The organism is Hwanghaeella sp. 1Z406 (genome assembly GCF_048892425.1).
GTDB lineage: Bacteria > Pseudomonadota > Alphaproteobacteria > UBA8366 > Aestuariispiraceae > Pacificispira.
Window position 1 is genome coordinate 84,253 of sequence record NZ_JBLZHU010000011.1, and the last position, 12,954, is coordinate 97,206.

Sequence of the window (12,954 nt, forward strand, 5' to 3'; positions counted from 1 at the left end):
GCGTTGCCTTATCCCGGCACAGTTACCGAATTATTTTTAGTTCCATATTGTAACATCTTCGACACGGGATCACCTATGCGTCGCGGGTGGCTGGAATCGTTCTATCCGACCCTCTTTCACTGGATGCCTTCATCGTGCTCATTACCGTTTCCCTTCTGGTTCTTGGTCTTGCGTTGCTGTTTGGCGGGGGGGAAGCCCTGGTTCGGGGCGGTGTCTCCCTGGCGCTGAGATTTGGACTCTCCCCCCTGATCGTCGGCCTGACCGTTGTGGCCTTTGGCACGTCTTTGCCAGAGCTTCTTGTCTCAGTGCAGGCCGCGCTTTCCGGGTCGCCTGATATTGCCGTGGGCAATGTGGTCGGATCCAATATTGCGAACATTCTGCTGATCCTGGGGGCGACTGCTGTGATTGCCCCGATCACCATGGCATTCAAGACAGTGTCGCGTGATCTGATGATAATGATCGCTGCTGCTGTCGCGATGCTTGCCTTAGGGTGGGTCGGACTGATTGAAAGATGGATGGGCATGGCCATGCTGGCGAGTTTGATCATCTATCTGATCTTTGCCTGTCGGAACACCCCCTGCGAAGATGACCCGTCCGACACCAGTATGTCGAAATTGCTGTGGTGGCAGGAAACCCTGGCGATCCTGGGTGGTCTGGTTGCCCTGATGGTGGGGGCCAATCTGCTGGTCGGGTCGGCAACCGATATCGCACGCACCTTCGGTGTGTCCGAAGCGGTGATCGGCCTGACCATCGTAGCCGTCGGCACCAGCCTGCCTGAATTGGCCGCATCCCTGGTGGCGGCCATTCGTCGTCAGTCTGATATCGCCATCGGCAATGTGGTCGGATCGAATATTTTCAACATCCTCGCCATTCTGGGCATCACCGCGATGATCGAACCCATCACAGTTTCCCCAGAAATGGCGCGCATGGATATTCCGGTCATGATCGGTATATCCATCCTTCTGACCGGATTGATTTTCGCCCTGAATGGATTGGGGCGGATCGTCGGGGCTGGTTTCCTGGGCCTGTATGGCAGCTATGTCGTATACCTGTATTAACGCCGCTTTATTGGCCGCAAAAGCGTGTCAGGCGATGGGGCATCAAGGTGAGTTCGTGATCAATTTCTGAGACTCGGGTTTGGCATAATTCCGGGCTGGCGCTGACCTTCGACCAATCTGGTGCCTTACAGCGTGTCAGCATATCCTCGAGGCTGTCGACGCATTGTTCAAAATGCGCTTTCGCCTTATCGAAACGCTCTTTCCCTGTGCGTAAAAAATTGCATGTCTCTAAATCAGTGGTGTTTGACCGATGCAGGGCTTCTTCCGTTAAATTTTGGGCTGCGGTCAGGTCGCCAAGCCCATCCTGCATCATACCTTCCAGGGCATGTATGCGGTCTTCACAGTCAGCCGCAGCCACACCTGCCGACGCAATAAGCAACAGCACCGCGACGCTAGCCGTTTGGATGAAAGAAACCGTGGATCTTTTTCGCAACTGCCTTTGAAATACCATCCACATTCTCCAAATCCGACACAGATGCGCGCGATACCGCTTTCGCAGAACCGAAGTATAACAGAAGCGCCTTTTTACGCTTCCCCCCAATTCCAGGAATTTCATCCAATGGGCTGCGTACCTGATCTTTTGCGCGGCGCTTACGGTGTGATCCGATAGCGAAACGGTGCGCTTCATCCCGCAGGCGCTGAATAAAATACAGAACCGGGTCGCGGGGTGGCAGCAACAGGGGCTGATCCCCACCGGGCAGCATGATCCGTTCCCGGCCCGCTTCCCGCTCTGGCCCCTTGGCGACAGTCATGACGGGAACATCATCTTCCAGGCCCAGTTCCGCCAGTGCTTCCATCGCAGAACTCAATTGCCCCTTACCGCCATCCAGAATGACCAGGTCGGGCCAGACACCGCTGGTGCGATCCGGGTCTTCCTTCAGGGCACGGGCAAAACGGCGATAGATGACTTCCTTGGTCATCGCATAATCATCCCCACCTGCCGGGGCATCGGTTAAATCAGGCACGGGCACCTCTGCAAGGCCGGGAACAGAGGGGCTGGCGGGCTCGTCCTCTCCCCGAATGTTGAATTTGCGATACTGATTCTTTGCAAACCCGTCCGGCCCGGCCACGATCATTGCGCCAACCGCCTGACGCCCGGAAATATGACTGTTGTCGTAAACCTCCACCCGCTGCAGCGGCCCTTCCAGACCGCTGAGGTCCGCCAGGCCATTCAACAGCCGCACCTGGCTGGAACTTTCCGCCAGCCGCCGTTCCAATGCCTCCCTGGCATTGTCAGCGGCATGGTCCACCGCCTTACGCCGTCCGCCTCGTTGGGGCACGGCTATGGTGACCTTGCGCCCTGCCTTCAGTGTCAGCGCCTCTGTCAGAAGATCCAATTCGTCCGGAGCCTGGTTCAAAAGCACATCTTTTGGCGGCGGGCGGTTTTCATAGAATTGGCCCAGAAATCCAGCCAGAATCAAACCTGGCTCCATCTGTTTGTCATGGCTGGGGAAGTACGACCGCGTGCCATTGTTCTGGCCGGCACGAAAGAAAAAGACCTGAATGCAGCTCTGACCGCCACGCTGTTCCAGGGCAATCACATCCGCGTCGCCAATGCCTTCGATATTGATGTCCTGGCTGGATTGCACATGGGCCATGGCGCGCAATCGATCCCGATAGGATGCGGCGCGCTCAAAATCCATCGCGTCAGACGCTGCCTGCATCTCGCTGACCAGATCGTCTTTCACCTCCTGGGATCGACCCGACAGGAAGGCTTTCGCTTGCGCCACAGTGGCGGCATAGCCTTCTTGCGATATATAGCCGACACAGGGCGCACTACAGCGTTTGATCTGGTATTGCAGGCAGGGGCGCGACCGATTGCGAAACACACCATCCGTGCAATTGCGCAGTAAAAAGGCGCGCTGCAATACATTCAGGGTGCGATTGACCGCCCCTGCTGAGGCGAATGGACCAAAGAAATCCCCTTTCCGGTCCCGCGCGCCCCGGTGTTTCACAATTTGGGGAAACTCCTGATCGCCCCGAATTAAGATATCTGGAAATGTCTTATCATCCCGCAACAGCACATTGTAACGAGGCATCAGGCGCTTGATCAGATTGTTTTCCAGCAACAGCGCCTCGACCTCGCTGGCGCAGGTGACAAACTCCATCGTTGCGGTTTCAGAAACCATGCGTTGCAAGCGGATCGGCAAACGCTCCGGCCTGGAATAGGTTGTCACACGCTTGCGCAGATTATGCGCCTTACCGACGTATAAGGGCTCACCATCTGCAGAAATCATGCGATAGACGCCAGCCTCGTTGCCCAGCTTCGCAAGATATCGCTTCACCACCGCAGCCCCGGTCGCAAGACTGGGGCGCGCGGCGACAGTGGGTGCCAATAAGGTCCCATCCGCCGTTTGGCTCAAACTCTCCGCTCTGGTGTCGTTGGGCATTCACGTATCACTTTCCTGCCTCAGCATCATGGGCTCTTATAAACGCACACATGACACGCTGGCCTGTTGTTCTCTCTGCACATATGCCGTTGCAAACATTTCTGTCTACTCGGGTTTGCTGAACCTCATATTTCTTTCCGCCAAACGCATTGGTCAAGGGTGCCGATGGCGCCATTTTAACCTTGGCGAATTTCGTCCCATACGGGCCAAATTCAGCGCTGGCACGATTTAAATCCAGCTATCCACCGCGCCTGTGGAAAACCTTGTTGGTAACCAAGGGACGACCCCACGCCTCGCCACATTCCCTAGGGGAGTCAGCGGTTTGCCTAATATTTAACCACCAAAAACTAACATATTGTTTTTATTAACATTATAATAAGTCAAGTATGAAAGATTGGTTAAACTGAAAAAAGCTCCTTGCCTGCAGACTTCCCCCGAATCCGGCAAATTCTCCTGTGCACAACTCAAAAACGATAAATTGAATTTTAGGCATATTTTTAAATATTTAGGCAAAAGTGCATTCAATACACACAACCAGCATTAAACTGTACAGTCTAAGTATTGGTGTCATCATCATTCTTCGATATAACATCCCAACCCTGCCTGTTGCCACCCCAGATGTTCTCCCCCATCCAGGGCGATCATCTGTCCGGTATAGCTCGGGCTTTGTATGATGAAGCGCACGGCTTTCGCAATGGCGGTGGGTTCGGTGCGCCGTTTCAAGGGAACAGCGTCCCATTGTCGGTCAAAATCGGTCGTATTCTGCCTGGCGCTGGGGACTGTTGGCCCTGGCCCCACAGCCGCGACACGAACCTGTGGCGCCAAGGCCAGCGCGAGCGTTCTAGTCAATGTCCAAAGGCCCGATTTCGATGCCGTATAGCTGATGAAATGCGGTGTAAGATTAAACACCCGTTGATCGATGATATTGACGGCGACACCATTCTTATCGTCGGGCAATGCCTTTGCGAAAGCCTGAATGATCCGCATGGGCGATTCCAGATTAATCGCCATATGAGATGACCAACTATCCCGCGTAACCGTATTCCAATCGTCACGTTCAAAGATTGAGGCATTATTGACGACAACACCCAATTCACCGAAAGCAGACAGGGTTTGGGCGACCAGATCCGTCGCCGCGTCTGGGTCTGCCAGATCCGCATCAAACAAATGCACCGCTCGCCCCAAATCCCGAATTTCTTGGGCTGTCGCTTCGGCATCGGATTCTGATCCCCGATAATGCAGCGCGATATCAAATCCATACTGCGCCAAATCCAAAGCAATCTCTCGACCAATCCGCCGGGCCGCGCCCGTGACCAGCGCTACCGGGGCCAAGCGTTCATCCTGTAGCATAAAAGGCACCCGCATCAACGACGCCCCCGACGACGACCAGAAGAGGCCTTTGCCCCCTTGCGCCCCTTCGGCACAGCCTCAGGATTCTTACTGATCAGAGAGGCCGCGATCTCCACATCAATGGGCAGGGAATCGACTGGCATATCCAGGTCATAGGCTTCCAATCGCTTGATCTCGTCTCGCATCTTGGCCGCCGTTTCAAATTCCAGGTCGGCAGCAGCGACCTTCATGCGCTCTTCCAAATCGCGGATATAGGTTTTCAGATCGACCCCGACCAAATGGGACTGTGCCCCATCACCCGTGCCGACCGTAACCCGATCCCGCTCGTAAACTGAATTCAGCACATCAGAGATGGATCGTTTGATGCTTTCCGGCGTAATGCCATGTTCCGCATTGTATAGCTGCTGCTTCTCCCGGCGGCGGCTGGTTTCGTCCAGGGCATAGGTCAGGCTGTCGGTCATGCGATCCGCATATAACAGGACGCGCCCATCCACATTGCGTGCCGCCCGGCCAATCGTCTGAACCAGCGATGTCTTGGACCTCAGGAACCCTTCCTTATCCGCATCCAGGATCGCCACCACCGCGCATTCGGGAATATCCAACCCTTCCCGCAGCAAGTTAATCCCGATCAGGATGTCAAAGGCACCCAGGCGCAAATCACGGATAATCTCAATGCGCTCCAATGTGTCGATATCAGAATGCAGATAGCGGACCTTCAGGCCGGTTTCCGACATGTAATCGGTCAGGTCCTCGGCCATGCGCTTGGTCAGTACCGTGACCAGAACACGCTCCCCTTTCTCCGTACATTGGCGGCATTCATCCAGCAGGTCATCGACCTGATTGGCAGTTGGGCGCACAATACAAACGGGATCGATCAATCCGGTCGGGCGCACCAATTGCTCGGTAATGACGCCCCCCGTCCGCTCCAACTCCCAGGGACCGGGCGTGGCGGAAACGAATATGGTCTGGGGCCGCATCGCCTCCCATTCTTCAAATTTCAAAGGACGGTTATCAACGCAGGACGGCAGTCGGAAACCAAATTCTGCCAATGTCGATTTCCGCGCAAAGTCCCCCCGGAACATACCGCCGATCTGCGGCACGGTGACATGGCTTTCATCCAGCACCAACAGGGCGTTGTCTGGCAGATACTCAAACAGGGTCGGTGGCGGCTCCCCGGCATTGCGCCCGGTCAGATAGCGGGAATAGTTCTCAATCCCGTTACACGCCCCCGTCGCTTCCATCATCTCCAGGTCAAAGACCGTGCGTTGTTCGATGCGCTGTAATTCCAGCAGTTTCCCGGCCTTCTCAAATTGCTCCGTGCGCTGACGCAGTTCCAGCTTGATGCGGTCCATTGCCTGTTTCAGCGTCGGGCGCGGCGTAACATAGTGGCTGCCTGCATAGACCCGGACTTTCTCCAGGGTTGCTGTCTTCTCCCCGGTCAGCGGGTCAAATTCGTGAATTGCATCGATTTCATCGCCAAAGAAAGACACCCGCCAGGCGCGGTCTTCCAGGTGGGCCGGAAAGATTTCAATCGTATCGCCACGCACGCGAAAGCTGCCGCGCTGAAACTGAATGTCGCTGCGTTTATATTGCAGGGTAACCAATTCGCGCATCAGATCGCGCACATCCATGCGCTTTCCCGCCTCCACATCAATAACCATCTGGCTATAGGTTTCGGGGGAGCCAATACCATAAATGCAGGAAACAGACGCAACGATGATCACATCATCCCGCTCGAACAGCGCCCGGGTCGCAGAGTGACGCATCCGGTCGATTTGCTCGTTTCGCGAACTCTCCTTCTCAATGAAGGTGTCAGAGCGCGGAACATAAGCTTCCGGCTGGTAATAATCATAATAAGAGACGAAATATTCGACCGCATTATTGGGAAAGAAGGATTTCATCTCCCCATATAATTGCGCCGCGAGTGTCTTGTTTGGCGCCAAAACCAGGGTGGGGCGCTGTAACTCTTGGATCGCATGGGCGATGGTGAAGGTCTTACCAGATCCGGTCACGCCCAGCAGGACCTGGTCCCGCTCTCCTTCACGCACACCTTCGACAAGCTGCTTGATCGCCTCTGGTTGATCGCCAGCGGGTTGATAATCGGACTCTATTTTGAAAGGGACGCCTCCCTCAGTCAAAGGGCGTGCATATTTCGGTGTTTCACCGAAGATATACCCGACGGGCATCTCTGGTTTCAGATCAATGGTGTCGCTCATAGGGGTGACTATAAACCGCGATTGGCGGCAAGCAAGAGATGCACGAAAGCAATCCCAGCCTTAATGACGGATCAGCCAAACCAGCGCGATCCCAAACACCAGCGCCCCCATTCCGACGCGACGAAGACTCGTTGGTGAAAATGTCAATGCCGCTGCCATCATTCGCTGCATTTGGGTGGGAATTAATGCATAAAGCAACCCTTCCAAAACACATAAAAATGCAAATCCCGTCATCAGCGACGTCCAAAATTCTTCCATGATTCCCTCAACTTCCTGTTTATCGCGCGGCCGATGCCAATACTGGCACCGGAAATTACGCCTGAAACGGTCTGCACATTCTTGCCATATTGCCCTGAATGACGTAGTTACATCACCGAGGGTGAATTCGCCCGACATATTTTATTCTGGCACCTGGCACTTGTTTTTCCCGCTCATCAGTTTGGAGCGACACCGCCTTAGTATTTGCGGTACGGTTTGCAGGGGAGAGTATCATTTTAAAGTTGAACACCAGCCTGCGCTGGATTGCCAGCGCACTGACAGGGATTGTTTTCGCCACGGGCCTATCGCTTGGTGGTGCCCAGGCGCAGTCTGAAATGGCTGCCTTGGCGCCGCGCGTCGGCCCTATGTCTGACTCCACCAGTGCGCTTCCTGCGATTCTGGCGCGAAACGATATCGCCCTCTATACCGAAATTTTTGATCTCCAGAATGACGGCCAATGGGACAAGGCGGATCGGCTGATCGCGCAGTTGTCGGATGATTCTCTGATGGGCCATGTGCTGTTTCAGCGCTATATGCACCCGACCGCCTACCGGTCTTCCTATCAGGAATTAAAGAACTGGCTGGCCGATTATGCGGATCATCCCGGCGCAACGCGCATTTACGGTTTGGCCCTGAAACGCAAACCGTCATCTGTTGGCTATCCACGCAAGCCTCAGGCCGTTGAAATGCCTGCCATGGATGCAGTCGTCGCCTTTGACGAGCCTCAGGGCGGGTCCGAAACCGAATCACCGGCTACGGAAAGCCGCAAATATGCGGGGAAATCCTCAAGCCAGCGCGCCAAAATTCGTGCAATTCAGTCCCAGATTCGATCATTGGTTCAACGCGGCAATGTGACCATCGCCTTAAAAAATCTGGATACCAAGGCCAATCGCGCCCTGTTTGATCCGGTCAGCTTTGCCGAAAGCCTGGGCGTTATCGCGCGGGGATATTTCCGGTATCATGAAGATCAGGAAGCCATGGCGGTTGCCAAGATGGCAACCAAACTGGCCGGTGATGATGCCGCCCGCGCCCATTGGTGGGGCGGATTAGCCGCGTTCCGGGCGAAAGATTGGAATACCGCTGCGGCGCATTTCGCCGCGCTGAGCCTGTCGGTTGAGGCGGATGATTGGCTGAGGGCGGCTGGCGGGTTTTGGGCTTCGCGTGCCTATTTGGTCGGGGGCGAACCCCAGAATGTATCTGCCATGCTGCAGCGCGCCGCAGAAATGCCGCGCACATTCTATGGCCTGCTGGCGACCCGCGCCCTGGGCCAAACACCCCCATTAGATTTTGAAATGCCGGTTCTGTCCGATACAGAGACGGAGTTTCTGTTAGAAATCCCCGCAGCCCGTCGGGCAATCGCGCTGATCGAAACCGGCCAGACCAACCGCGCCGATGAAGAATTGCGGCGGTTTGTGGATGAATTGCCGCCGTCCTTTGTTGGGACACTTCTTGCGCTGGCTGATCGGGCGGGGCTGGCTGATGTCGCCTTTCGCCTGGGGCGTGATATGGAGCGCCGCCAGAAGGTCAGCCTGGACGGTGCCCTGTATCCAGTACCAGGCTGGGAACCGGAAGATGGTTTTGGCATTGATCGCGCCTTGATATTTGCCATCGTGCGCCAGGAATCTCAATTCCGCAGCCGCGCGATCAGCAGCGCTGGTGCGCGGGGCTTGATGCAATTGATGCCGGCCACCGCCGGATATATGGCGGGCGACCGATTCCATGGTTCATCCCGTGCGGAACTGTTTGAACCTGGCCTGAACCTGTCGCTGGGTCAGAAATATGTGCATCATGTCCTCAATCTGGCGGAAATTGATGGAAACCTGCTTTATGCGCTGGCGGCGTATAATGCGGGGCCTGGCAATTTGCAGCGTTGGCGGGCCAAGATTGATTATGCCGATGATCCGCTGTTGTTCATCGAAAGCCTTCCGTCCCGTGAAACCCGCGCCTATATTGAGCATGTCCTGTCCAATTTCTGGATCTATCGCCTGCGGTTGAAGCAGAATGTCGATAGCCTGGATATGTTGATCGGGGGATCCTGGCCGATTTATGTCAGTCAGGATCAAAAGGGTTCCCCGACCGGAGAGCCCCGCACAGTGCGGATCAGCGCGGAGTAATTTCAATGCTGGGTGTTGATAAGAGCCTGCCGTTCAAACCGGTGCGAATTGCGGTGCTGACTGTCTCTGATACCCGCACCGTTGAAAATGACCGATCCGGCGACTTGCTGGTCGCGCGCCTGGAACAGGATGGTCATATCCTGGCAGCACGTCAGATTATCATTGATGATGCAGCACAGATTGTTCAGGTCCTAAATCAGTGGATCGATGACCCGGAAATTGATTGTGTCATAACCACCGGCGGCACTGGTCTGACCGGGCGTGATGTCACCCCCGAAGCATTCGCCGCCGTTCGGGAAAAGGACATACCGGGCTTTGGCGAGTATTTTCGCTGGATGTCCGCCCAGAAAATCGGAACCTCCACCATTCAAAGCCGCGCCATGGCGGTCCTATCCCGGGGCACCTATCTGTTCGCCCTGCCAGGGTCTACGGGGGCCTGTAAGGATGGCTGGGATGAGATCCTGCACTATCAACTGGATTTCCGCCACAGACCCTGCAATTTTGTTGAGTTGATGCCGCGCCTGCGTGAAGTTTAACGCCGCAAACGCCAGATCAGTAAGACCGACACAGCAGATACCGGCACCATCGCAACAAAAACCCAAACCCCCGCAGATTGGGCATCCGCCAGTGTCGGTTGGTCCCCATAGCCCACCAGATTCGCCACCAGCCCGCTAACTGCCGCCCCCAGCGCATAGCCGACGGTCTGAACCGTGGTCATGGCACTGGCGGCCCTGTCTTTATCCTCCGGCGGCGCCGCCTCTGTACAGCGCTGAAGGATATGGCCAAAACAGGCCCCAAATCCGGCCCCCGTGATAAACAAGCACGGCAGGATGGCCCAGACGGGACCGGGTGTTACCAGCAAGGCAAGACCTATTGTTGCCCCTAAGATCGCCAGAAAAGACAGGCGAATGGCAATCACCTGCTGACGGGGAGCCAGACCTGACAAAGACAGCGCCCCCACTGTCCAAGCCACCGATTCCAGCGCGATCATGTACCCAACACCCAGAGGCCCAATGTCATGTAACGTATGAAGCAGGACCGGGCCATAGACGGAAAATGCAATCGTTGCGAAAGAGATCAGGAATATCCCGATCAGGCCAATACCAGTGATATGGGTCATGTCCGTGATGCTGTATGGCAGCAGGCGGCTGTCGGTTGCCGCCTTGTCCAGACGCAGGAACAGCGCGAAACCAAGAATACCGATGCAGGACAAAGCCCCCATCAATACAAGGCTGTCCTTCTGGAGCCCCGCTGTTGCGATACACAAGACCGCAACAGACAACACCAACAGACGGCGCCAGGGCAGGCGCGCCGGATCTGATGGCGGCGATACCGCCACCGGCAAGGCCCAGCGCAAGGCAAATGCGAGAAACAGCGCCTGAGCACAAAACGACCAAAATCCCATTCGCCACATATCAAATTCTGCAAAAATACCACCAACTAACGGGCCTAAGAAGGCCGACGCACCCCAGACCGCCGAAATCGCGGCCATAACGCGGGGCGTATAGTGACTGGGGAATAGTTTCGCGACACCAATCATGGTGCATGCGACCAACATACCGCCCCCGAACCCTTGCAGGACACGCCCCGCAATCATTCCCCCCATTGTCGGGGTGACGGCGCTGACCAGACATCCAATCGCCACAGCCAATGCTGACCAGATCATCAACCGGCGCAGACCAAGCATCCGTGCGACCAATGCCGAACTGCACGCCGCCGTGATCGAGGCCAGAAGGTAGAGCACGAAATTCCAGGAGATGAACGCCTCTCCCCCCACATCAGCGACGACGCCGGGCAGCAAGGTGGCGATGACGGTGCTGTCTGCTGCATGCAGCCAAACCCCGAATGACAACACGGCGAAAAGACCGCGATTGGGTCCGGATAAAACCGTCCCCCAGGATACCGGATTTTCTGTGGTCATCCTTCAGCCTGCACGAAATTCAGCGCTTGATAGGCCGTACGTTGAACATGCTTGCGCTTCAACGGGCTGGCAAGGAACCGGCGCAGGGCAGCAGCGGCCAGGGCATTGAACTGTGTTTCCGGTATTTCCTGCATTTCTTCCCGTATCGCGTAGCTGAGCTTTAATAAATGGCTGGAAACGATGTACTCGAACTTGCCATGATCCTCAACGCCCGATAGGGCCTGTTGAACCGCCTCCAAGGGATCATTGCTGCGCCAGGGGGCCTCATCAATATCAGGATCGGTAAAGCCACTGTTGCGCCCAAGGAAACATCCCATCTGTAACAGGCCTTGGGGCCACAGGTCCGGATAGCGTTCTGCCAATTTCCGCACCGCATTGCCGAAGGTAACCGTATGGGTGAAGTCCAGCCAGCCAACGCTTTGGGCGATGCTGCTGTCGGTCTTGTCCTGCCAATCCAGATCGAAATGCAACAATTGCCAGGCCCCAGCCGTCATGGCGGCGTCGTATAGGGCAATCGGATCCTTCGAACCCGCGCTCAGCCGAGCCAAAATCTCCCGAGCAGATCCCCTGCGAAGCGACTCTGAGTCTGGCTGTTCTGATCCCTGCCCATCCCATGCCTTGAGGGCTTTACCATAGGCACGGAATTCCGGAATCAAATCCTCCCGACTGGCATAGATAAAGGATCGGGTTAGCATCAGACACAGCATCAACAGGCTTTCGCGATCCCCCAACGCCGCGGTTAAGGCTCGCATCTTATAGGTATAAATCGCGGAATGACCGAAATCCGCATAATGCGACAGGGCTGCCCGTGCAAAGCCCCGCTCCATATCCGACCAGGTCAAACCATCAGAAACGGCCCCTCGGACATGGGAACAGGCCGCCGCCTCATCTTCCGCCTCAACCGCGGCGACATAGGCATCCTCATCCCAGGCCCGGGAGGTTGTTGGATAGGAAAATACGGGTTCGCGCCGCGTATCCCAGGCGAAATGACCAATGCATTCTGTCAGCATTCCCAATTGCCGCACCGGGTCTTGAGTCTCACCGCGAAGGCTCAGCCAATCGGCGGCGGCGGGCAAGGCATGGGTCGCGCCATATTCAAACCGGTCCCCCACCCTTGCAATCGTGCGCCGCAAACCGTCCAGCGGATCCCCGCCCGCTTTCATCAGGCGCGCCAATTCCCGTGCAATGCGGTCATATTCATGGCGGTCGAAACAATCGGTGATGTTATCCAATGCCTGAGCAATCGCCGCTTCAGCCGGTGGATCGATTAGGTCCAGTTCCACCTGCCTCGCAACAATCCGGGCTGGATATCGCCGCAGTTTATCACCCCCGACCAGGGTCTCCCCGCTGTCCAGATCAAATTTCCAATTGTGCCAGTTACAGGTCAGGACACAGCCGGAAACATCCCCTTCCGACAAGGGATAGCCTTCATGAGGACAGCGGTTGTTACAGGCCAGGACCTGTCCATCCTGCCACAACAGCAGGATTTGCTTGCCGTCGACTTTGACAACCAGCCGACCGGCCTTTTGCAGTGCTTCGGCTTTAGCGACTGGCTGCCAGTCTTGCGTCTTGGTTTTCATTTACATCCTCGCCTGTCTTGCCCTGCAACGCGATATCCAGACCGTACCATATCGCAAGCTGGGCTAT

10 protein-coding genes are annotated in these 12,954 nt (G+C 55.9%); 3 read left to right on the forward strand and 7 right to left on the reverse strand.

The features are described 5' to 3' along the window. Positions 1-86 precede the first annotated feature (86 nt). The gene (locus tag ACOSDR_RS18515; RefSeq protein WP_420732185.1) at positions 87-1,058 is read left to right on the forward strand and encodes a calcium/sodium antiporter; all 972 of its coding nucleotides are present in this window, start codon (positions 87-89) and stop codon (positions 1,056-1,058) included. Between the two features lie 7 nt (positions 1,059-1,065). Here ACOSDR_RS18515 and ACOSDR_RS18520 read toward each other — a convergent pair whose 3' ends face one another. From ACOSDR_RS18520 to ACOSDR_RS18540, 5 genes are all read right to left on the reverse strand, one after another. Continuing rightward, positions 1,066-1,443 carry a hypothetical protein gene (locus tag ACOSDR_RS18520; protein WP_420732186.1) on the reverse strand — a complete coding sequence of 126 codons (378 nt, stop codon included), beginning with the start codon at positions 1,441-1,443 and terminating at the stop codon, positions 1,066-1,068. Between the two features lie 7 nt (positions 1,444-1,450). After that, positions 1,451-3,448 (reverse strand): excinuclease ABC subunit UvrC, encoded by a 1,998-nt coding sequence (gene uvrC / locus ACOSDR_RS18525; RefSeq protein WP_420732187.1) that lies wholly within the window; start codon positions 3,446-3,448, stop codon positions 1,451-1,453. Positions 3,449-4,021: 573 nt separating this feature from the next. Then, on the reverse strand, positions 4,022-4,798 hold the full coding sequence (locus tag ACOSDR_RS18530; protein WP_420732188.1) for an SDR family oxidoreductase: 777 nt from the start codon (positions 4,796-4,798) through the stop codon (positions 4,022-4,024). A gap of 14 nt (positions 4,799-4,812) precedes the next feature. Then, positions 4,813-6,984, reverse strand: coding sequence for an excinuclease ABC subunit UvrB (gene uvrB, locus ACOSDR_RS18535; RefSeq protein ID WP_420732213.1), 2,172 nt, complete (start codon positions 6,982-6,984; stop codon positions 4,813-4,815). A 90-nt stretch (positions 6,985-7,074) separates the two neighbouring features. Next, positions 7,075-7,272 carry a DUF2065 domain-containing protein gene (locus tag ACOSDR_RS18540; protein ID WP_420724676.1) on the reverse strand — a complete coding sequence of 66 codons (198 nt, stop codon included), beginning with the start codon at positions 7,270-7,272 and terminating at the stop codon, positions 7,075-7,077. Positions 7,273-7,514: 242 nt separating this feature from the next. Between ACOSDR_RS18540 and ACOSDR_RS18545 the strand changes: the two genes are divergently transcribed. Together ACOSDR_RS18545 and moaB are read left to right on the forward strand one after the other, a co-directional pair. Next, a complete protein-coding gene (locus ACOSDR_RS18545; protein ID WP_420724677.1) occupies positions 7,515-9,386 on the forward strand; it encodes a lytic transglycosylase domain-containing protein in 1,872 nt (623 codons plus the stop codon). Positions 9,387-9,391: 5 nt separating this feature from the next. After that, positions 9,392-9,922 (forward strand): molybdenum cofactor biosynthesis protein B, encoded by a 531-nt coding sequence (moaB, locus tag ACOSDR_RS18550; protein ID WP_420724678.1) that lies wholly within the window; start codon positions 9,392-9,394, stop codon positions 9,920-9,922. Here moaB and ACOSDR_RS18555 read toward each other — a convergent pair. Together ACOSDR_RS18555 and ACOSDR_RS18560 are read right to left on the reverse strand one after the other, a co-directional pair. Further along, complete coding sequence (locus ACOSDR_RS18555; RefSeq protein ID WP_420724679.1) at positions 9,919-11,307, reverse strand: MFS transporter; 1,389 nt, start codon at positions 11,305-11,307, stop codon at positions 9,919-9,921. The two genes, moaB and ACOSDR_RS18555, sit on opposite strands and share 4 nt — an antisense overlap. Further along, entirely contained in the window at positions 11,304-12,887 is a 1,584-nt protein-coding gene (locus ACOSDR_RS18560; protein ID WP_420724680.1) for a Rieske (2Fe-2S) protein, read from the reverse strand. Before ACOSDR_RS18560 ends, ACOSDR_RS18555 begins: the two co-directional genes overlap by 4 nt. Positions 12,888-12,954 lie beyond the last annotated feature (67 nt).